The organism is Microbacterium sp. M (genome assembly GCF_045181065.1).
GTDB lineage: Bacteria > Actinomycetota > Actinomycetes > Actinomycetales > Microbacteriaceae > Microbacterium.
Window position 1 is genome coordinate 3,416,070 of record NZ_CP173721.1, and the last position, 21,674, is coordinate 3,437,743.

The 21,674-nt window shown below is 68.6% G+C and carries 11 protein-coding genes; 1 reads left to right on the plus strand and 10 read right to left on the minus strand.

Annotation, left to right across the window (positions count from 1 at the left end; all coding sequences use genetic code 11):
* Window positions 1-3 precede the first annotated feature (3 nt).
* The 7 genes from ACI7YT_RS16660 to ACI7YT_RS16690 all read right to left on the minus strand — a co-directional run bounded on the left by ACI7YT_RS16660 (window position 4) and on the right by ACI7YT_RS16690 (window position 14,941).
* On the minus strand, window positions 4-1,377 hold the full coding sequence (locus tag ACI7YT_RS16660; RefSeq protein ID WP_406247074.1) for an RDD family protein: 1,374 nt from the start codon (window positions 1,375-1,377) through the stop codon (window positions 4-6).
* Complete coding sequence (locus ACI7YT_RS16665; protein ID WP_406247076.1) at window positions 1,374-3,755, minus strand: transglutaminaseTgpA domain-containing protein; 2,382 nt, start codon at window positions 3,753-3,755, stop codon at window positions 1,374-1,376. Before ACI7YT_RS16665 ends, ACI7YT_RS16660 begins: the two co-directional genes overlap by 4 nt.
* Window positions 3,752-5,014, minus strand: a complete 1,263-nt coding sequence (locus tag ACI7YT_RS16670; RefSeq protein WP_406247077.1) for a DUF58 domain-containing protein — start codon at window positions 5,012-5,014, stop codon at window positions 3,752-3,754. The genes ACI7YT_RS16665 and ACI7YT_RS16670 overlap by 4 nt, the downstream gene beginning before the upstream one ends.
* Window positions 5,014-5,985 (minus strand): AAA family ATPase, encoded by a 972-nt coding sequence (locus ACI7YT_RS16675; protein ID WP_406247079.1) that lies wholly within the window; start codon window positions 5,983-5,985, stop codon window positions 5,014-5,016. Before ACI7YT_RS16675 ends, ACI7YT_RS16670 begins: the two co-directional genes overlap by 1 nt.
* A gap of 54 nt (window positions 5,986-6,039) precedes the next feature.
* The gene (locus ACI7YT_RS16680; protein WP_406247081.1) at window positions 6,040-12,150 is read right to left on the minus strand and encodes an Ig-like domain-containing protein; all 6,111 of its coding nucleotides are present in this window, start codon (window positions 12,148-12,150) and stop codon (window positions 6,040-6,042) included.
* A gap of 133 nt (window positions 12,151-12,283) precedes the next feature.
* The gene (locus ACI7YT_RS16685; RefSeq protein WP_406247083.1) at window positions 12,284-12,853 is read right to left on the minus strand and encodes a DNA-3-methyladenine glycosylase I; all 570 of its coding nucleotides are present in this window, start codon (window positions 12,851-12,853) and stop codon (window positions 12,284-12,286) included.
* Between the two features lie 36 nt (window positions 12,854-12,889).
* Window positions 12,890-14,941 (minus strand): acyl-CoA dehydrogenase, encoded by a 2,052-nt coding sequence (locus ACI7YT_RS16690; protein WP_406247084.1) that lies wholly within the window; start codon window positions 14,939-14,941, stop codon window positions 12,890-12,892.
* A gap of 164 nt (window positions 14,942-15,105) precedes the next feature.
* Here ACI7YT_RS16690 and ACI7YT_RS16695 point away from each other — a divergent pair, with 164 nt between their 5' ends.
* Window positions 15,106-15,522, plus strand: a complete 417-nt coding sequence (locus tag ACI7YT_RS16695; RefSeq protein ID WP_406247085.1) for an OsmC family protein — start codon at window positions 15,106-15,108, stop codon at window positions 15,520-15,522.
* Window positions 15,523-15,534: 12 nt separating this feature from the next.
* Here the strand turns inward: ACI7YT_RS16695 and ACI7YT_RS16700 are convergent, their stop codons facing one another.
* The 3 genes from ACI7YT_RS16700 to ACI7YT_RS16710 form a co-directional block, all read right to left on the minus strand.
* Window positions 15,535-16,584, minus strand: coding sequence for an HTTM domain-containing protein (locus ACI7YT_RS16700; protein WP_406247086.1), 1,050 nt, complete (start codon window positions 16,582-16,584; stop codon window positions 15,535-15,537).
* 8 nt (window positions 16,585-16,592) lie between these two features.
* Window positions 16,593-17,417 carry a DUF5819 family protein gene (locus tag ACI7YT_RS16705; protein WP_406247088.1) on the minus strand — a complete coding sequence of 275 codons (825 nt, stop codon included), beginning with the start codon at window positions 17,415-17,417 and terminating at the stop codon, window positions 16,593-16,595.
* A gap of 73 nt (window positions 17,418-17,490) precedes the next feature.
* On the minus strand, window positions 17,491-21,381 hold the full coding sequence (locus tag ACI7YT_RS16710) for a choice-of-anchor G family protein (RefSeq protein WP_406247090.1): 3,891 nt from the start codon (window positions 21,379-21,381) through the stop codon (window positions 17,491-17,493).
* Window positions 21,382-21,674 lie beyond the last annotated feature (293 nt).

Below are 21,674 nucleotides of genomic sequence, written 5' to 3' on the forward strand. Positions count from 1 at the left end.
GGATCATTCGTAGCCTCCGACGGTGACGATGCGGTCTCCGATCGAGATCACGTCGCCCAGTTTGATGCCGACGCGCTCACCCGGGGGGCACGGGATCTGCATGCCGTCGCGGATGATCATCGTGCCATTGGTCGAGCTGCGGTCCATCACCCAGCCGCCGATCGTCTCGGCCGCCGCTTCGAAATGCGTCTTCGACAGAGACAGGGTCTCGTCGCGCACCGGCACCGTGATCGCACCGTCCTCGGCGGCAGGGTTGCGGCCGAAGATCGTGCGCCGCGACACCGAGACGCGCGTGCCGTCATCCCACGTGAAGACGAGCCGATGCCCCGGGACGCTGATGCGCGTCTGCTCGAGGTCGTCGTCATCGATCTGGTTCTGGTTCTGCGCGACGGGGACGACGGATGCCGGGACAGCCGGGTTCTCCGCCGTCGGCGCCTCGTCTTCGACGCCTTCCGGCCCCGGCGCGATCGGCGCTGGCGCGACGGGCGCGACGCCGGCCGACTCTGGTTGCTCCGGAGCCGTGGGGCGCACCGGAGCGTCCTGCGTGATCCCCGGAACGAAGGCGATCAGCGAGGAATCGGCGGGCAGCGGGGCAGCCGGAGCCGGCGTCACCGGCAGCGGAGGACGCGGCGGGACGATGGTCTCGTCCAGGTCATCGGCCGGCTCGGGGGCGAGCGGAGCGGGTGCGCTGGGAGCCGGCGCGGCGTACGGATCCGGCGCCGGGGCCGGGTACACGGGCTGCTCGAACGACGGCTGCGCCGGGGCCTGGCCGCCGAACGGCAGCGGCGGGGCCGGGATCGCGCCCTGGGGCGCGGGCGGTCCTGCGGGGTCCGGGTACCCTGGCGTCGACAGCTGCTGCCCGGCGAACCCCTGACCGGACGGCTGCGCCACGGGCATCGCCTGAGTGGGCGGCGCTGCGGGCGAGGCCGTTCGCGCGTCGATCACGAGCGACTTCGCGACCTTGTCGTGCCAGCCCTGGAAGCGTCCTGACCCATCGAACAGCGGCGAGAAGTAGCCGACCACGATCGAGGCGGCGAGGCCGAAGATCACGTTGCGCAGCAGCGCGCGCCAGAAGCCGATCGAGCCGCCGTTCTCGGCATCCACGAGCCGGACGCCCTGCACGCGCATGCCGATGGACCCCGTGCCGACCTGCATGTACGTGTAGATCAGCATCCAGGCCAGTTCGAGTGCCACGACGACCGGAATGCCGATCGCGAGCACCAGCAGCATGCCCTCCGGCGAGCCGGTGGCCACGGCGATCGTGACGACGATGCCGCTGAGCACGACGCCGAGGCCTCCGGCGATCAGTGCGTCGATCACGTACGCGACGGCACGACGGGATATCGGGGCGACCTGCCCGAAGGGAAGCATCGTCATGCGCTCTCGCTCTCGGATGTGAGTGGACTGTTCTTGTCGATGGTGCCAGGTTCGGGCCGTTTGCGCGCGGTCGCGGCGTTCTTGAGGCTCGTGAAGCGCGCCGTGACCGACGAGTCCTTGAGCAGCGAGCGCAGGCTCAGGCGCGCCTTCAGGCGCGTGAAGAAACCGGCATCCTTGCTGAGGCCGACGACGATCGCGTCGACCTCCTTCCAGAACGCGTCGACCTGTTCCGGCGTCGGATCGCTCGGCCCGAACACTTCGGCATCCGCGCGCTGCGCGAGCACCGTCACAGCGGGGACCGGGATCTTCTCGATGACCTGCCCCGCCTCTTCGGCGCGCGTGGCACCGGCGGTGATCCGCGCCCCGTAGTCCACGGCGCGGTCGGTGAGCTCGTCCCATCCGCCGCTGATCCGGTCGCTCGTGCGCTCGGCGGCCCGGCGCGAGCGGCGACGGGCCGCCTTCCACGCGCCGACGACGATGAACGGAGACGCCAGCAGCGCGATGACGCCCAGCGAGATCCCGCCGACCACGAGGATCGTGCCGATGAGGCCCGCGAGGTTGAAGTCGTCCTCCTCGGCCTCGCGGTCGTCCGGCAGCGTCGGCGGCAGGTCGACCGGCTCCTGCGGCGGGGGCGGCGGCTGCAGCACCTGCGGCTTCGGATCGGCCCGCGGCTTGGTGTTCTGGTCGTTGGGGACCTTGTCCTCCGGCGGGGTGGGATCGAACGCGACCCAGCCGTGGCCGGCGAAGTTGACCTCCACCCAGGCGTGCACGTCTTCGCCGGATGCGGCGAACGTCGTGTTCGCAGCATCCTCTTCGTCCGGGTAGAAGCCCATGACGACCCTGGCGGGGATGTCGAGCTCGCGGGCGAGGAGCGTCATGGCGACGGCGTACTGCTCGTCATCGCCGATCATCTGATCGCCGCCGATCAGGGTCGTGATCCGCTCGGACGTGTGACCGGCGCGCGAGATGACCTCGTTCTGCAGCCCGTGGCTGAAGAAGCCGCCCTCGGCGAGGAAGGTCTCCAGCGCCGCGACCTTCTCGATCGGCGTCTCGGCGTCCTCGGTCTGCTCCGCCGCGAGGGAGGCCAGCTCTTCCGGGACGTTGCTCTGCTTGGGCATCGTGACCGATCCGAACTCGGCTTTCGCGAGATCGGCGTCGTCGCGCTCGACCGGCACGGTCGTCTCGAGCGTGTAGGTGTCGCCCTGCGCCAGCGGGATCGTGCTGATCGCCGTCGCGCTGGACTCGTTGAAGTACGTCGAGCGGCGCAGCTCCTCGGCGCGGTCGCCGGTGTACGCGAACTCGTTGACCTGCCCGGTGATCGGGATCCAGACGTCGTCGTACTCGCCGATCTCGACCTTCACCGTGACCCTGTCGCCCTCGGCATCCACCGACATGTTGCCGCGCAGCGGAGTGAACGCGCCGGACGAGCCGTTGCCGGCATCCGAGACGTTGTAGACCTGGCCGTTGAAATCGTCCATGGCGGCCAGCCGGATGCGGGATCCCTCGGGGAGGCCATGGACCGTGAAGAGCGTGTGCTCGCTGTCGTCGCGGACGACCTTCCGGTATGACTGCAGGGGGCTGGGGTACTCGCGGATGTCGAACGGCGGGATGATGGTGTCGCGGAAGACGTGCCGCGGCTCGTACGGCTGGGCGAAGGCGCTCGTCGCGACGCCGGCGCCGGCGGCGACGACGAGGACGGCGGCCCCGGCGCCGACCCGACGCCAGCGCATGTGCGATGCGCGCGCCGGATCGATCTCGCTCACGGACACCGCGGCGTTCTGCGGTGCCCAGATCTGGCGCAGCGACAGCCAGCCGACGCTGACGAGCGCGAAGACCGCACCTTGCACGATCGGTGCGGCCGGCGACGGCACGCCCAGTGCGATGCCGAACATCACCGCGACCCCGGCCGGGATCAGCGCCCAGCCGACGTGGCGCAGACGCAGCGCGAGCGAGCCGGTCAGCACGCTCGCGACCAGCAGGAGCAGGAACGGCACGATGAGATGCCCGTCGGATGCCGCGACAGGGGCGACCGTCGTCAGCAGCTGCTTCCACGACGTGATCGTGCCGACGGCCAGGCGCTGCAGCGTGTCGATGGTCGGGATGAAGCCGGCGATCGTCGTGTACGGCAGCGCGAGAGCCCCGCCGAAGACGAAGTACACGCCGAGGGTGAGGCCGGCGATGATGAGGATGCCCCAGCGACGCCATGCGCTGACGGCCGCGATTCCGAGGCCGAGCACGACGGCGCCGATCGCGGCGGGCAGGTAACTGGGTCCGGCGAACGTGGGCCAGAACCCCACGATCGCGACGCCGAGCAGGAGAGCGGACGCGCCGAGGTCGACGGCCAGACGCCGCGGAGCCATCCGAGCGGGAGAGGTCATGCGAGCACCTTCCGCAGGGCGATGGGCAGCTGCTCGAGCGCGGCGACCGTCACGACGTCCGCCTCACCGATGCGGCGCAGCGTCGGGTTCTCGGCCTTCAGATCGACGACGATCGCGAGCGAACGTGCGCCGAACGGAACCCGGGCGCACGCCGCGCGGAGGTCTTCCGTCCGCGTCTTCGACCCGGTGACGAGCACGACGAAGCTCGCGAGCGCCATCGTCGCGGACAGGACTCCGGCGAGCTGGGTGACGCCGCCGTCCTTGGGCTTGGACTGCTCGACGGTGGACAGCGAGTCGAGCAGCTGCTTGCCGGTGCCGGCGGGGAGCTCACGGCCCTGCACACGCAGGTCGACGCGCTGCGAATCACGCAGCGCGCGGAGTCCCACCGAACCCGCCATCGACACGGCGCGCTCGAATTCCTCCTCTTCCGCGTACTCCGCGGCGTTGCAGGACAGCCCGATCACGAAGTGCGAGCGACGGGTCTCCTCGAACTGGCGCACCATCATGACGCCGGTGCGGGCCGTCGATCTCCAGTGCACGTGGCGCAGGTCGTCTCCGGGCTGGTACTCCAGCAGCGCGTGGAAGGACACGTCATCGCGGGACAGGTCGGATGCCGGCATCCCCTCGAGGTCCCGCAGGAAGCCGAGCGACTGGCCGTCGAACAGCACGGTCCTGGGGTGCACGTAGAGGTCGACGGGCTGGTCGCGGTTGTGCGCGCGCTCGAAGAGGCCGAGCGGATCGCCGCGGACGACGCTGACCGGACCGACCTCGACGACGCTGCGCTTCTGGGTCGGGATCGCGAACAGCTCTTCGGCCTGCTCCCCCGGCGCAAGGCGCTGGATGCCGAACTCGCCGCGCCCCGAGCCGACCGGGAGCACGACGCGCGAAGGCAGGATGGCGCGTTCGCTGTTGTTGGCGAGGGTCAGGGCGCCGACCGCGCGCTCACCCACCACCACGCGGGTGCGGGCGAGGTCGAGGGCGACGTCGTACTCGGTGCGGCCGATGAGGAACAGGGCGCACAGCGCCACCGTGACGGCGATGATCACCGCGGCGACGGTGAGCTCCCACCATCCGAACACCTGCCCGATGATCCAGAGCCCGATGGCGAGGCCGATGAGCACCCAGGCGAGCGGGCGGACGGCGGAGAGGATCAAGCGGAGACGCGTCCACGCGCGCGCGCCGAGGACCGCCGCGATGTCGCGCCAGCCGGCATCGCGTGCGGTCGTCGAAGGGTCGACGGGGAGGGCCTCCGCTGTCATCACGCCGCCGTTCGCGCCTGGGGCGCCGCGACGGACTCGAGCGCGCGGGCGACCACGACATCGGCGGTCGTGCCGGCGAACTCGGCCTCGGCATCCAGCAGCAGGCGGTGCTGCCACACGGCGTGCGCGAGCGACTTGATGTCGTCGGGCAGCACGTAGTGGCGGCCGTGCACGGCAGCCCACACCTTCGCGATGCGGACCATCGAGATCGCGCCGCGGACCGAGACACCCAGGCGGACGCTCTTGTCGTTGCGAGTCGCCTCGGTCAGCTCGGCGACGTAGCGCAGCACCGCCGGCTCGACGTGAGCCGTGGCGGCGAGGTCGGCCATGTCGGCCACAGCGCTCGTGGTGATGATCGCGGACAGGCTCGCCGACGGGTTGCGGTCGGACGCCCCGGCCAGGATGCTCTCGGTCACGGCGAGGTCGGGGTAGCCGATCGACGTCTTGATGAGGAAGCGGTCGAGCTGCGCCTCGGGGAGCTTGTAGGTTCCGGCCTGCTCGACGGGGTTCTGCGTCGCGATCACGAGGAACGGACGACCGGCCTCATGGGTGACGCCGTCGACCGTGACCCTGGACTCCTCCATGACCTCGAGCAGCGCGGACTGCGTCTTCGGCGAGGCGCGGTTGATCTCGTCGGCCAGGACGATCGAGGCGAAGATCGGGCCCTTGTGGAACTCGAAGCGGTGCGCCTGCTGGTCGTAGATCGTGACGCCGGTGACGTCGGAGGGCAGCAGGTCGGGCGTGAACTGGATGCGCGCGCTCGTGCCCTGCACGGTGGCCGCGAGGGCCTTGGCGAGGCTGGTCTTGCCGGTGCCGGGGGCGTCCTCGAGGAGCACATGCCCTTCCGCGAGCATCGAGGCGAGCACGAGGCTCACGATCTCGCGCTTGCCCTGCAGCGCCTTGTCGATGTTGTCGACGAGGCGGTGGAAGGTGCCCTGGAACCAGGCCGCCTGTTCGGGGGTCATCGTCATGAGTGGAATCCTTACGTGAGAATGTGGGGAAACTGTGGGGTGGGCGCCGCGGCGCTACCAATCTCGACGTTCGTAGGCTGTGCCATCGATGGTGACCCAGACCTGGTGAGGTGGCTCCCTGGTCAGGTCCCCGTGGTGGCACGACAGATCGAAGTCGGCATTCGCGCCGAACGTGAGCGTGTAGGTGCGCCACGAATCCCCGAACGGCGTGCTGGAGCATCCGACGGTGTGCGAGCCGTAGGGGAACGTCTCGTTCGTGTTGAGGTTGAACCGGTGACAGCCGTCGAAGCAGTCGTCACTTCCGACGTACGCACCGTTCTCCACCCACGCGCGGGGCGCGGGCGGCGGCGGGGGCGGGTCGCTCGTCCGCGCGGATGCGGTGGCCTCGGCCGACCAGCCGGCCTTGTTGTGCACCTGCACCCGGATGGAATGCGTCGTCGCGTACGCGCTTCCGGTCGTCGTGGCGCCGGTGGTCGCGACGCTCTGCCATGCGCCGCCGTTGATGCTGATCTGCGCGGCGTCGAGCGATGCGCCGTTGTCGCCCGTCGGACTCCAGTTGAAGGTCACCGTCGTCCCGTTGTTGACGGCGGTGGCACTCGGCGCCGGAGGAATGCCGAATGGCGTCTGCGGCGCGGACGATCCGGACGGGTCGGAGACGTACTCCACGCCGTCGACGGTGGTGACGGCACGAATGCGCACGGTGTACGGCGTGCCGTTGCTCGCCATGATGTAGCTGCCGTCCCAGTTGAAGCCGGCGTCCGGCCCGTTGACGTGCCATGTACCGCCGTTGAGGCTGTAGTCGTACCTCACCTCGCCGGCGGATGCGCCGTTCAACTCGGCCTCGGAAAGGCGGTACGAGTTCGGATCCACGATCAGCACATGATCGCCCGCCTGCACAGACGGTGTGCCCGGCGTGCCGGGCTTGATGGCGGCGCGACGCGGAGCCGAGGCATCCGACCATGCACCCCACCCGGCCTTGTTCTGCGCGTGCACCTTGTACGTGTAGGCGGTCGTCGAGGTGTCCACGACCACGGCCTGCGCGGTCTTGCCCGCGGCCACGGCGATCGTCTGCACGACGGTCCCTCCGCGCAGCACCTGCAGCTGGTAGCCGTCGATCGCGTCGCCGTTGTTGTTCGGCGCGACCCAGGCCACCTGCATCTGTGCGCGATCGCCGACCGGCGAGAGCAGACTCGTGGTCGGAGGTGCCGGCTGAAGCGGCGGCCCGGCGGGGATCTCGCCCAGCGATGGTCCGCTCCAGCTGGAGGGTTCGGGGGCGAGGTTGTGGGCACGGATGCGGACCGTGTACTCCGCCCCGTTCTCCAGACCCGTCCACGTGTAGCTGTTGCCGGTGATGTTCGTCTTCTGACCCGCACCGACACCGCCGGACAGCTCCAGCGTGTAGTACTGCACCGGAGACCCAGGAGTCGACGGCGTCTTCCACGCGATCTTCAACTCCTTGTCGCCGAACACCAGCGTCGGAGCCGCCGGAGTATCCGGACGCGCATCCGGACGCGCCTCCGCCGACGACGGAGACGGCTCGGACTCCCCGACCCGGTTGTTCGCCGTCACCTGGAACAGGTACTTCACATTGTTCGTCAGACCATCCAGCGTGCACGTCGTCGACGAGCACTGCTTCTCATACGCATCACCCTGCACCGAGCGGACCGTATAGCCCTCGATCTTCGCGCCGTTGTTCGCCGGAGGCGACCACGACAGCACCACCTTGCGATCCTGCACACTCGACACCGTCGGCTTGCCCGGCGCATCCGGCACACCCTGCACCTTCAGCACGATCTTCCCGTCGACCTCACGGTCCGGGTCCTCCGTGATATCACCGATGCGATAGCGGATCGTGACGGTGCCGACGTAATCCTTGCCCGCGGTGACCTCGATCTTGTCCCCGACGATCGCCGGCTCGCCCTCGCCGCTCTCGGGCTCCGCGGAGATAAGTCGCAGCTCGCCTTCGCCGGCGAACGGGTTGAAGTCGTTCTGCAGCACGGGGACGGTGATCGTCTCGCCCTGATCGACCTCCTCGAACGTGTCGGGAACCGCAGTGGGCAGCTCACGCGTGGAGGCGGTCACGGTGACGCCGACGGTTCCGGTGACGGGATCGGTGTGACCGTCGGTGATGCGCACGGTGAGGCTGGCCGCGGTGCCCTTGGGCGTGTTGGAGGATGCCTCGACGAGCAGCTTCGTGCCGTCCATGCGCGCCGAGATGCCCTCCGTCGCACCGCTCACGTAATCGAACGAGAGCTTGCCCTGATCCTCCGGATCCGGGTCATCGGCGAGCTCGGCCAGATCGATCTCCGCCGCCGCCTCACCCGGAGCGACATTGACCTGACCACCCGTGAACGTCGGCGGCTGATTCGCAGGCGGAAGCACCGTGATCGGGATCGACAACGTCGCCTTCGTCCCCTCCGGATCATCCGGCCCCGTCCCGTCCGTCACCTCGAAGCTCAACGCGTCGGAACCGAAATACCGATCCGCGGACGTGTAGACCAGAGTCCGCTCATCCTTGATCAGAGCCGCCCCATTGGAATGCGCAGCACTCACCTTCTCCGCCTCCGTGATCACCACCTGACCACCACCGGACACCGTCACATACTCCGCCAGCGGAATCTCCACCGTCTCCCCACTGACGACCTCGATCGACTTCCCGGCCTCGATCACCGGAGGCACCTCGGACCGCGCAGGCACGAAGATGAACGCCGCGTTCTCCTGCCCGTCCTCATCCGTGATCGTGTACCGGATCACCTGCGACGTCTCACCGATCGTCACCTGAACCGTGCGGTCATCCAGCACCGTCCCCCCGGACTCGACATCGAGCTCGAGGGCATCCGTCGTCCCATCCGGATCCTCATCGTTCGCAAGGACATCGACATCGAACGTCGCCTCCTCCGTGATATCCGTGGACTTCACCCGATCATCACGCGCGATCGGGAACAGCAGGGGCACGTCCTCGTCCACCGTGACCTGCACGACGGCCTTCGCCTCGGCACCCCGCTCATCCACGATCGTGTACTGCAAAGACGTCTCCACCTCGGCATCCGGCGCCTGAACCAGCACCCGATCACCCGACACCCGCGCGTCCAGACCAGCCACATCATCCGGCAGCGTCAGGCCGTTCTTCACCAACGCGACCTTCGAACCCTCCGGGTCCGAATCATTCGCCAACACGGGCACCGCGACCTCACGCCCCGGCCGCACCACAACGGAATCCTTCACCGCGTACGGCGACTGGTTCACTTCCTCGCTGGGCGCGATCCCCACCTGGACGGTCGCGGTGCCTTCCTTGCCGAGCTTGTCGCGGACCTTGTAGGTAAACGTGTCCAGCCCCGTCGAGTCCTCGAACGCGTCGTAGACGAGATAGTTCGCCTCGACCGTGACCAGACCCTTCTTCGGGTTCGAATCGAGCCCGAGCAGTTCCACAGAATCGCCATCGGCATCGATGCCGTCCAACGGGATCGCGATGTTCGCTGTCGTGCCACTCAGCGTGCGCGCTGTGATGTCGCGAGGGCGGGGCGCCGCGTTCTTCTCCTCGTCGACAGCGAGGACCTGGATCGTGATGTATCCCGCGTCGACCTGGCCGTTCTCGTCGATCACGTTATAGGTCGCGTAGACGGTCTTGGCCTCAGGGCCTGCGCGGAAGCGGACCTGGTCCTGGGAGACGAACGCCTCGCCGTCCTCCGGATCGATGAACGGCTCCACGAGCTCGGGCTCCACGTGCATCGCCAGATCGTTCGGGTGCGTGTCGTTGTCGAGTACCGGGATCGTCACCACGTCGCCGGCCCGCACGACCACCGTGTCGTCGTTCGCGACCGGCGGGAGCAGCTTGTCCGGCGCCGCGATCGGGATCACGACGACGTCGCCCTCCGCGGTCTTCGTGCCGTTCGAGATGCGGTACTTGATGCGGACCTGATCGTCGAGCGCCCCCTGGTCACTGATGCGCAGGGTCTCATGATTGAGCACCGAGACGGAGACGCCGCTACCCGGCTCCACCGTCACGGACTGCACGACGAGGACGCCACCGGACGGGTCGGTGTCGTTGTTCAGCACGCCGACGAGCGCTTCGCCGCCGGTCGGCAGGAGGGCGACATCGCGCACCGCGATCGGCGCGAGATCCTCCTGCGTCGGCTCCTGCACGTCGATGCGCACCAGTCCGACAGCCGCCGGCACGCCAGCGGTCACGTGGTATTGCACGTAGTACACGTCGGCCACCGAGGCCGAGAACGTGAAGGTCTTGTTCGAATAGTCGGGAACCATGGTGACGCCCGGCTGCTCCTCGACGCGCGTCAGTCGCAGGGGTTCGCGACTCGAGCTGGTGTCGTTGCTCAGCGGCGAGACGGTGATCTGCTGGCCGACCTTCGCGACGACGTGATCGGCGTTGGTCTTCGGAAGCGTCGACCCCACCGGTCGGATGTCGAGCTGGATGACACCGTTGGTCAGTTCGCCGGATCCATCCGCGACGACGACCTGGATCTCCTGCCGCCCCGGCGGGCTCGCGATCGCGTGATACGTGATCTGGCCATCCGTCGTGAAGTCGACTTCATCGCCCGAGGCAGCCGCGACGTCCTTCAGGTAGACGTCGTCGCCGTCGGGGTCGATCCAGTCCGGCAGCACGTTGTACGACACCGTGCCACCCGCCTCCACCGCCAGCGTGCTCTTCCGCTTCGGCTCCGGCGCCGAATTCACACTCCAGTCATGCACCGACACCGACACGCTCGCTGTGTCCTTGCCGTCACGACCGTCGTCGATCTCATACACGAACGACGCCGAACCGGACGCATCCTCCGGCACCGCGATCTGCAACGCACTGCCATTGTTGATCGGCTGCACATCCCCCACCGACGGCTGATCCCCCTTGACCGCCGCCACCAGCACATCACCATCAGCATCCGTATCGTTGTCCAGCACCGGCAGGAACGTCGTCCCACCCGGCCGAACACCGAACGAATCATCCTCCGCGATCGGAACCGTATTCTGCTCGCTCCGCTCCGGCAACGAGGTCTCCACCGTCTCCTCGGTGGTGTTCTCCTCCTCCTCGGTCTCCCCCTCCGGAGGAGTGATGTCATTCCAGTTGTCCACCCGCTGCAGACTGTCCGTCACCGTCCATGCCAAACCCTGAACCGCATCATTCAGCACGATCACATCCCGGTTCACCCGGAACGCAAGACTCGCCCCCGGCTTCACCTCCGGCACCTGATCCACCAGATCGGCATCATCCCCCGGGCACTCCCGCACGAACTGACCAGAACCCGACCACGCCCCATACGAACACCCCAGCAACGACACCGGCGCCGCCGGCTCACCCTCAGCACCCGCCTCAGTCGCCACAGCCTCAGAACCATCCAGGGGCACCCGCAACAACGCCGACGCCGTCGCCACCGTCACCGCATCCGCGCCTCCGGACGCCTGCTGCAGCACCGCAGTATCAGCCCCCGGAATCTCGGTCGCGAATCCGCCAGGCGTCGACACGACGCCGGCCTGCGGGTCCAGCACCACCGGAACATCGCCGACCGCCGTGACCGACGGGCTGCTCTCCTTCTTCAACCCGTCGACCGCCGCCGAGGTCGGGTCAAGCGGGTCGCCCTGCGGATCCACCGGAACCGTGAACAGCGCCGACTTCGACGGCGAGACCGCGTACACCGTGCCGTCGTCTCCGACCGAGACATCCGCGTTGCGCCCCAGCTCGAGCACGGGCTTCGCGCTGACGAACTCGAAGCCGGAGAGGCCGCTGACGGGTTCCACCCAGAGATCACCGGACTCGCGGTCGAGGATCGCCACGGTCCCGGCACCGAGATCGACCTTGGCATTCCCCGGGATCGACGTGGCATCGCCGAGCCTCACCTGGGCGGGGTCGATCGCAGCGACGGTCGAGTCGTCGCGGTTGACCACCACGATGTCGGCCTCGTCCTGGAGGATGTCGAAGTTCTCGCCGGTGGTGCGCAGGCCGCCGTCGAGGACCTCGGATTCGTTGTTGAAGTGACCGACCAGCAGGTTCGACGACTTCGTGACCCACACGCCGCCGTCGTTCAGATCGACCTCGGTCGTCGGGTTGCCGTCATAGGTCAGCGCGAGAGTCGTGATCGTCACCGCGGCCGCCGTGACCACGGCTGTCGACGCGAGCGTCCTCGGCCGCGCTCGTACCCAGCTCAGCAGCTTCATTCGACGATTCCTCCTGGACGGCCCTCGGGCGGATCGGGACGCGGGCGCGCCGCATGCAACACACAGCGTGCCCGCGTCATCTTAACCACGTCACCTGGATGCCGCGCGATGGGGAGAACTCCCCGTGCTCGACTCAGTCGGCGCGCCAGCACCCCTCGACGTGGTCGTCCACCATGCCTGCGGACTGCATCAGCGCATACATGGTCGTGGCACCGACGAAGCGGAACCCCCGCTTCCGCAGCTCTTTACTCATGGCGGTCGACTCGGCCGTCACGGCCGGCACATCGGCGAAGCTGCGCGGACGGATGCCGGGGGCCGGCGCGAAGGACCACATCAGCTCGTCGAGCTCGCCGTCCGCCATCTCGGAGACCAGGCCCGCGTTGCCGATCGTAGCGAGGATCTTCGCGCGGTTGCGGATGATCCCGGCGTCCCCCATCAGCCGCTCGACGTCGTCCGGAGTGAAGCGAGCGACGGCCTCCGCATCGAAACCTGCGAAAACCTCTCGGAACCGTGGGCGTTTGCGCAGGATCGTGATCCAGCTGAGCCCGGCCTGGAAGCCCTCCAGCGACATCTTCTCGAACAGCGCGCGATCGCCGTGCAGCGGTCTGCCCCATTCTTCGTCGTGATAGCGCTCGTACTCGGCATCCGCTCCGACCCAGGCGCAACGGACACGACCATCAGCACCGGTGGCGAGAGATGTCATGCTGCCAGCGTATGCCGCGCCTCCGACACCGCTCGGTCAGGCCTTCTTCGCCTTCAGCGCCTTCTCCGAGACGGGAGCCTCACCCGACGCCGCGAGTTCGGCATAGTAGGCGCGTGCCTCATCCTGACGCTGCTGCTCGATGCCGCTCGCGATCGGCGCGCGCAGGTGCTCCGGCTCATAGCCGAACGCGTCGACGAGATCCAGCGCGTGCGGGCGAAGCCGGCGGCACAGCCGATCGATGTAGCTCGATACCGCGGCGGCGCGCTGCGTGGACAGCCGACCGTTGATCAGATGCCAGGCGAGGTGCTTCTCGATCAGCTGCAGTCCGAACAGATCACGCAGCCACGTGAGCACCTGCTTCGTGTCGGCGTCCTCGACGCCGCGCACGGCGTCGGTGAAGGCCTCCCACTGCAGCAGTTCGCCGTGCGCGCGCGCCGCCTCGATGAGCTCGGCCTGGTTCTCGTTGAAGAGCTTCTCGCCGAGCGCCTTGTCCTTGCCGGCGGGGCGCAGGCGTCCTGCGATATCGGCGACCATCTGCTGCACCCGATCGGCCAGCAGCTCGTGCTGCTGCTCCTCGCGCAGTCCGTTCTCGACGGAGCGCGCCGTCGAGCCGAGGTCGGCGACGGCCTGGCCGAGCTGGCGGAGCCCTGCACCGTGGAACACCTTGCCCGCGGTCTGCGAAGCGACGAGCTTCGCCAGCGCCGCGGCATCCTTGCCCTGGAACTGCTTGGCGTAGTCCGTCAGCAGTCGCTTGCCGACGAGCTGGAGCAGCACGTTGTTGTCGCCCTCGAAGGTGACGTAGATGTCGAGATCGGCGCGGAGACCGACGAAGCGGTTCTCGAACATGAACCCGGCACCGCCGCACGCCTCGCGGGCCTCCTGCAGGGTGTCCAGCGCATGCCAGGTGGACAGCGGCTTGAGCGCGGCCGCCAGGGTCTCGAGATCCTCCCGGTCGTCCGGGGTGTCCGTGCGACCGGAGAAGACGCCGTCGAACTTCTGCAGGAACTCGTCATGAGCGAAGATCTGCGCGTATGTGGTCGCCAGCCGAGGAAGCAGGCGGCGCTGGTGCTTGCCGTAGTCGAGCAGCACGACCTCGTGTCCGTCGGCACCGTCGAACTGGCGGCGCTGCGTCGCGTACGTGATCGCGATCTTCAGCGCCAGGGCGGATGCCCACGACGCCGCACCGTCGAGGGACACGCGCCCCTGGACCAGCGTGCCCAGCATCGTGAAGAAGCGCCGACCGGGGCTGTCGATCGAGCTGGTGTACGTGCCGTCAGCGGCGACATCGCCGTACTTGTTCAGGAGGTTCGAGCGGGGCACGCGCACGTGGTCGAAGCTGAGTCGCCCGTTGTCGATGCCGTTCAGGCCGCCCTTGAGGCCGTCGTCCTCGCGGCCGATCCCTGGGAGGTCTTCTCCGTCCGCACCGCGCAGCGGGACATAGAAGCAGTGCACGCCGTGGTTCACGCCGTCGGTGATGAGCTGAGCGAACACCGTGGCAGCGATGCCGTGCAGAGCCGCATTGCCGAGGTACTCCTTGGTCGCTCCGCGGAACGGCGTGTGGATCACGAACTCCTCGGTCGCCGGGTCGTACGTCGCCGTCGTCCCGACGGCGGCGACGTCCGAGCCGTGTCCGATCTCGGTCATCGCGAATGCGCCGGGGATCGAGAGGTCCATGACGCCGGGGAGCCACTTCTCGTGGTGCTCTGCGGTGCCCAGCTGCAGGATCGCCGATCCGAACAGCCCCCACTGCACGCCGGATTTGATCTGCAGGCTGGGGTCGGCTGCGACGAGCTCCTCGAAGCCGGCGATATTGGCGCCGTTGTTCTCCTCGCCGCCGAAGCGCTTAGGGAACGCGCGGTGGACGGCACGGTTCTCGACGAGCAGGTGCAACTGGCTGAGCACGCGCTCGCGGTGCTCGTCCTTGCCCAGCTCGTCGTTGCGCCAGAACGCCGAGTCCTTGATCATCTCGCGCGCCTGGCGACGCACGTCGGCCCACGTGCCGAGCAGCATGTCGTTCACGCGCTCGACGTCGATGCGGGGTGTGCTCTCGGCGGCAGTGGCCTGGGGGCGGACGGCAGCGTCGACCATTGGTGTTCCTCTCAGAGGGAATCAGGATTGCTTCGATGGTAGGACTCCTCCAACGGGGAGGAAAGCGCGGTGTGGCTATCCGCCAAACGCTCCCGGGGGCGGGGTCGCGCTGAATTGTCCGTTCCCCACATTCGCCCTGCTCACGACGGGCTTACGGTGGACTCATGCACGCGACCTACCGGACCGCAGCCGTCAATCGCACGGGCGCCGACGGCGTCAGCTCCGTCCCCGGCGGCCTGTCCGTTTCCGTCGCTTCACCGCTCGGCAACGATCCGGATGCCGCGGCCACCAACCCCGAACAGCTGCTGGCTCTCGCGTGGGCGACCTGCCTGAACGGTACGGCGCAGGTCATCGTCGCCGGCGCACGCCGGACGGCGGTGCGCGTCGAGGTCGAGCTGCGCCCCGTCACCCCTGGGCCGGGATACGAATTCCACGTCGACGCCCACCTCTCCGTCGAGGGAGCCTCACCGGGCGAGAGCCGGGAGATCCTGGATGCCGCGCATGCACGCTGCCCGGTGTCCAAGCTGCTGCGCGATGCTGCCACCGCGCATGTGCACACGGAGGAGTACGCACCCGACTGACCGCCGCGGCCGTCAGCTCAGCGCAGCCTGCGGCGGTGGAGCCGCCTTCGCGGCTTCCCACCGTCTGACGACGCCGGTGCTCAGCCGCTTCCAGGTGCGGTCCCGGATGAAGATCGAGTCGATCGCGATCATGGTCAGCGAGAACCACGGCAGACCCATGAGCACAGCGATGCCGATGTGGAACGACAGGATGCCGATGAGGCCGATCAGGCGGGTCGGACGGGTCAGCAGCATGAGGGGGAACGCCACCTGCAGCAGGATCGATCCCCACGTGGCTGCGACGACCATCGGGCCCCATGTCGTCACGAGATCGCTCAACACCGGCCAGGTGCCGAAGCGCGCCGTGTGCAGCGGGTCGTAGACGGCCCAACCCTTCGCCCATGGGTCTCCGCCGGCCTTGTAGAGCGCGCCGGATGCGTAGACGAAGCACACCTGCGCCGTGAGCGCCACGAGAGCGAGGTTGTGCAGCATCGTTCCGATCAGCGCCGGCTGACTGCCCGGAGCGAACCACTCCCCCTTCTTCGCCCGCCGTCGGGCGTCGATCGACCACCGAGCGGCCGGATCGGCGAAGAACAGCATCACGAGCGCGATGCGGAACATGTTGTCGCCCTGGTCGCCGACCATGTCGTTGGCCTCGATGAAGCCGACCCACATGCAGAAGAACAGCGGCAGCACGATGCGGAAGCGCCAGCCGATCGTGAACAGCACCGCGAGACCGACCAGCAGCAGGTAGAGGACCGTGTACAGCGCGGCGTTGCCCATCGCGGCGTGGAAAGCGCTGAAGACCCAGATCTTCGGGAAGTCGCTGACCGGCTGGGCGAGCTCGCCGTTCCAGGCCGAACCGGGGCCGAACGTGTACAGCCGCGTGCTGAAGTTGGAAATCAGCAGCCCGAGCGCAGTGATGCCGAACAGGATGCGGGTCACCGCGAGGCCGTACAGCGCCTTCTTGCCGTTGAAGAGCCAATCATCCACGAATGCGGAGATCCGGTCGATGGCGGTGATCACCATCGCCCAGAACCCCGAGATCATCGACCCGGCGAACGTCAGCACACGAGTGGGCATGGACGCGCTCATTTCTGCGTGCTCTCGAACTGGTGGCGGAAGACATCGCCGAAGTCGTCCCGGCTCTGCCCCTCTTCCTCGACCGGACCTCGCCATCCGGTGGTCGAGAAGGTCGGATCCGGCCGTTGCGCGCCCGCATCATTGCGCTCTGCGTAGGGGACGACGTTCTGGCGGCTGACGCGGTACTGCACGCGCACGACGTCGTCGCCCCAGATCGCGTAGGCGACCTGCGTCGCATAGGCGGTCGCGAGATGCTCCTCGCGCATGTAGGCCTCGGTCGATGCGCCTTCATCGAGTTCCTCGAAGGAGCGCGCCATCCACTCCTCCCAGTCCTCGGCGGCGAAGTCGAGGGCGGCGACGGCCTGCTGCTTCTCGTCGAGCTTGTTGTAGGCGTTCATCTGTCCGCTGGCGACCTCGCTGGACTGGATGCCGGCGCGCGGGGGGAAGAGGTTGTAGCGGATCATCGACAACTCGACATCCGTCGCGCTCACCCAGCCGGTCTCGATCTCCTCGCCGTCCTTCTCGATCACGGCGCGCACGTTGAAGTGGTAGTCGCCGTTGATCGGCTCCGGTGCGAACACGCTCCACGACTGCCCGAAGAGCGGGAGCATGTAACCGGAGAGCACTGCCTGGGAGGGGATCTCGCGCAACGCAGAGTAGGGCGCTATCCACAGGAACGAGGCGAAGATATGCCACAGCGTCAGCAGGCACGCGGCGAAGGCGATCAGCCTCACCCACCATGTCGGGCGCGGGCGCGACGCTTGCGCCGCGATGGCGTCCGCCGTCACCTGCGCTTCCCGCGCATCGGTTGGCTCATCGATCTTCGTGCTCATGCCTCATCCATTTCACCACTGAAGGTCGGGGCCGTCCACAGGACGACCCCGACCTTGACAGTGTGTCGTGCTCTTACTCTGCCGCAGCGACCGCTCGCCGAGACCGGGCGACCAGTGCCGTGCCGAGACCGAGCATGAGGAGCAGGACTCCCAGCGCGATCCAGCCGAACGGGACGTCCGATCCGGTCGTGGCCAGACCATCGGCGACGACCTCGAAGGTACCCGCGACGCTGCCGGACTCGGCGCCCGTCAGGGTCACGGTGTGCGTGCCCAGGTCGGTGCCGGCCGGGATCGTCCAGGTGAAGGTCACCGTACCCTCTGCGTCGGCGACCTGAGTCCCCAGCGCGGCAGGTGCGGATGTCATCACACCGGTGACGACCTCGCCCGGCTGGAAGCCGGTGCCGATGGCGGTCTGCTGGTCTCCGCGCTCGAGCTTGGGAACCTTCACCGTGATGCCGAGCTGACCCGCAGGGTCGGCGTCCGCCGAGGCGCTGGCCGAAGCCGTCGCCGTGGAGGTGGCCGCAGCAGCCGAAGTGGCATCCGCCGTCGCCGTGGAGTCCGCCGCAGCGTTGGCCGAAGCCGCCGCCGACGAGTTCGCCGTGGAAGCCGCCGAAGCTGCTGCTGCCGCATCCGCGTCAGCCGTTGCAGCCGCCGAGGTGTCCGCAGCCGCACTCGCCGAGTTGTCCGCCTGGGCCGAGGCCTGAGCGGCGACAGCCGCCGCAGCGTTGGCTTCGGAGGTCGCGTCGACCGAGGCATCAGCCGTGACGTCGGCCGTCGCAGCGGCAGCGGCAGCTGCTTCCGCGTTCGGGTCCGCCGCAGCATCCGCAGCCGTGGATGCGTCAGCCAGAGCAGCCGCAACCGCAGCAGCCTGCGCGGCGGCGGCGTTGTCGGCATCCGCCTGAGCCGAAGCCGCAGCCGACGCCGTGGCGTTGGTGTTGACCTCAGCCGCAGCAGCCGGATCGGCGTCAGCGTCCGCAGTCGCCGTCGCGGTCGTCGAGCCGACGGCGTCAGCCGCAGCCGTTGCCGACGCGTCGTTCGACGAGGTGGCCGTCGCAGCGACCGCAGCAGCGGCAGCCGTGTCGGCCTCCGCAGCAGCGGTGGCGTCAGCGGTCGTGCTCGCCGAGTTGTCCGCCTGAGCCGCGGCCTGAGCGGCGACAGCCGCCGAAGCGTTGGCGTCGGTGGTCGCGTCAGCCGAAGCAGCGCTGGTCGCGGTCGCCGTCGCAGCGGATGCCGCAGCGGCCTCCGCGTCGGGCGTCGCAGCAGCATCGGCAGCCGTGGAGGCGTCGGCCAGAGCGGCCGCAACCGCAGCAGCCTGTGCGGCGGCGTCGTTGTCGGCGTCCGCCTGAGCAGATGCCGCAGCCGAAGCCGTGGCGTTGGTGTTGACCTCAGCCGCAGCCGCCGGATCGGCGTCCGCGTCGGCGTCTGCCGTGGCAGCCACCGATGCATCGGTGGACGAGTTGGCGATCGCCGCGGCCTCAGCCGCCGAGGATGCGTTGCCGTTCACCGCAGCGGAGCCTTCTGCAGCCGTGTCGGACGAGGCGTCGGCCAGAGCGGCAGCCTGAGCTGCCACCGCGGCGTTCGCATTCGCCGCCGACGTGGCGTCGGACGTCGCCGTCGCGGAGGACGTCGCCGTGGCTGCCGCAGAAGCCGCGGCCTGAGCCGTGGAGTCCGCTGCTGCCGTTGCCTCCGCCGTGGCGTCGGCGTACGCCGCCGCCTGCGCCGCAACCTCTGCAACAGCATCCGTCGTGGCGTCGGCGTTCGCAGAAGCGGATGCCGAAGCGGCCGCGTTCGCGTTCGTCGAAGCCTCGGAGGAGGCGTCGGTCGAGGAATCAGCCGTGGCTGCAGCCTGAGCCGCAACCGACGAGTTCGCTTCGGCCAGAGCCGTTGCCGCAGCCGCGACGTCGTCAGAGGCATCCGCCTGCGCCGCGGCCTGAGCAGCAACCGCAGCCTGAGCGTTCACGTCCGTCGTCGAGTCCGCCGAAGCGGCCGTCGAAGCGTCGGTGGTCGCCGCTGCTTCTGCAGCCGCGGTCGCGTCTGCGTTCGCCGCCGCCGTCGCCGCTGAGGTCGCGTCAGCCAGTGCCGCGGCCTCAGCCGCCGCCTGTGCGGACGGGTCGCCGTCGGCCGTCGCGTCCGCCGACGCGGATGCCGAAGCCGCCGCGTTGGTGTTCACATCGCCCGGATCGGCGGCCGTGACCTCGACCGTGTCCTCTGCCGTCACATCGCCGGCGGTGCCGGTGATGGTGAAGCCGGTGCCCGGCTCGGTATCGGCCGGAACGGGGTACGTCGTGGTGAACGCACCGTTCGCGTCGGTGTCGACCGTGATCGGTTCGCCGACCGGCGCACCGGTCGGGTCCGTCAACTGCAGCGTGACCGTAGTGCTGGCGGGCCAGTCGGCACCGGTGACGGCGAGGTTGCCGCCGGGCGGGACCGTCGAGGCCGCATCGATGGTTGCAACCGCAGCAGCAGACGCGCGCACCGTCGAAGAACCGAGGTCGAGGTTCAGTGCACCGAGGCCGGGCAGCAGCTCCAGGCTGAGCGCGTTCACCGTGAACGACTCCGCGCCCAGAACACCAGGCTGCTCCTGCTCGTTGATCGTGATCTCCACGATCTGGTTCAGAGCGCCGAGCAGCGGGTCGAGGCCGGCGAGCACCGGGTCGACCAGGTCGGTCAGCGTGTCGGCCAGTGCCGGCCCGACTCCCGTGATCACTCCCGATACAGCGGTACCCAGTACATCGACGAGTGCGAGCGCGAGCGGCTCGACCAGCCCGTCGAGAAGGTCTGCCAGCGACAGTCCGACCAGACCGAGCAGCACATCCAGCAGACCTGCGTCGGCGTCGAGGTCGACCGTCGGCGGAGTGGGGTCGGTTCCTGCGAGCTGGCCCAGGGTCGCGTCGACGGTGATGACCGCATCCACCGAGGTCAGAAGTGCTGACAGCTCGGCATCCAGGGTCAGCGTCACCGACGTGCTGTTGAGGAGCGTCGTCACGGCGGCAGTCGCCTTGGTGCTCAGCGTTCCGAGCGCTTCGGAGACCGCCGTGGTGATGGCGCTGATCGTGGCGTCATCGAGGAGCAGCGTGTTCGGATCGAGACCGTTCAGACCGTCCGCTCCCGCGACCTGCGCGAGGTCGATCGCCACCGTGCCGTCAGCGAGACTGATCGAGACGATGCCGTTCGGGTCGACGAGCGGCTCCGTGATGAGCGTGTTCGCCAGACCGGTCAGGGCGGCGTCGAGGCCGTTGACGCCGATCGTGCCCGTGGACACGGCGACGCCGATGCCGAGGACGCTCAGGTCGAGATCGAGGTTGCCCAGCAGGGCGCCGACGACGCCGTCACTCGCCAGTGCGGCGTCGATGGTTGCACCCACGCCCTGGACGGCGCCGGTGACGGTCGTCTCCAAGCCTGCGACGAGCGGGCTCGAGACCTCGAGCCCGAGATCCGTGAGGACGTACTCCGAGTCGTAGGCCACGTCGGTGGTGCCGGTGCCCGTTGCGGTCGACGCCAGCGCGCCGACCTCGAGACCGAGGTTGTCGACGACCTGGTCCGTGATGCCGTCGATTCCGAGCTGCGCGAGCAGGTCGGTGAGGTTCACGGTCGCGTTCTCGAACGCGGCCGGGTTGTCCGGGTCGATCGCGATCGCTCCGTCGGCGCCGATGGCACCCGAGCTCGCGGTCGAAGAGGTGGCGGCCGGCGATGCGGCGAACGAGCTCAGCGTGCCGAAGTCGCCCAGGTCGAGAAGACCTGCGCCACCCGGCCCCGAGATCAGGGGCAGCTGAAGGCCACCTCCGAGATCGACGGTCAGCGCACCCAGAAGGCTGACGTCGAGCGGGGTCACCTCCGGGCCCACGTCGCTCGGATTGCCGCTGATCGCCTGGGAGACGTCGAGGATGTCCCCGCCCAGAAGCTCGGTGCGGATCACCTGCCCCAACGACTCGGAATCATCGGTCGGAAGCGCATGGGCCGCCATGGGCGCCAATCCGCCTCCAAGGACGACTGCCGCGGCTGTGATGCCGGCAAGCCCTCCCGCGACTCTGCGCTTGCGCAGAGCTATCCCCTTGCTATTCATTCAGTGCCCTCCCGTGATGCGGACGATGCCGCGCCACAAGACCCTCCCCAGGCGTCGACCCCTCGTCGACAGAGCTCGTGTACCGGTCAGTATTGCGGTATACCGGCCCACTGTCCAGCGAACACACAGAAAACACTTCTCCGCGGCAGGAACGACGAGGGCGCACCCACGGAAACCCGCGGATGCGCCCTCTG

Excerpts from the sequence above, each read along its gene's own strand:
- ACI7YT_RS16660 (WP_406247074.1), bottom strand. The coding sequence starts at position 1,377 with ATGACGATGCTTCCCTTCGGGCAGGTCGCCCCGATATCCCGTCGTGCC.
- ACI7YT_RS16665 (WP_406247076.1), bottom strand. The coding sequence starts at position 3,755 with ATGACCTCTCCCGCTCGGATGGCTCCGCGGCGTCTGGCCGTCGACCTC.
- ACI7YT_RS16670 (WP_406247077.1), bottom strand. The coding sequence starts at position 5,014 with ATGACAGCGGAGGCCCTCCCCGTCGACCCTTCGACGACCGCACGCGAT.
- ACI7YT_RS16675 (WP_406247079.1), bottom strand. The coding sequence starts at position 5,985 with ATGACGATGACCCCCGAACAGGCGGCCTGGTTCCAGGGCACCTTCCAC.
- ACI7YT_RS16680 (WP_406247081.1), bottom strand. The coding sequence starts at position 12,150 with ATGAAGCTGCTGAGCTGGGTACGAGCGCGGCCGAGGACGCTCGCGTCG.
- ACI7YT_RS16685 (WP_406247083.1), bottom strand. The coding sequence starts at position 12,853 with ATGACATCTCTCGCCACCGGTGCTGATGGTCGTGTCCGTTGCGCCTGG.
- ACI7YT_RS16690 (WP_406247084.1), bottom strand. The coding sequence starts at position 14,941 with ATGGTCGACGCTGCCGTCCGCCCCCAGGCCACTGCCGCCGAGAGCACA.
- ACI7YT_RS16695 (WP_406247085.1), top strand. The coding sequence starts at position 15,106 with ATGCACGCGACCTACCGGACCGCAGCCGTCAATCGCACGGGCGCCGAC.
- ACI7YT_RS16700 (WP_406247086.1), bottom strand. The coding sequence starts at position 16,584 with ATGCCCACTCGTGTGCTGACGTTCGCCGGGTCGATGATCTCGGGGTTC.
- ACI7YT_RS16705 (WP_406247088.1), bottom strand. The coding sequence starts at position 17,417 with ATGAGCACGAAGATCGATGAGCCAACCGATGCGCGGGAAGCGCAGGTG.
- ACI7YT_RS16710 (WP_406247090.1), bottom strand. The coding sequence starts at position 21,381 with ATGGCGGCCCATGCGCTTCCGACCGATGATTCCGAGTCGTTGGGGCAG.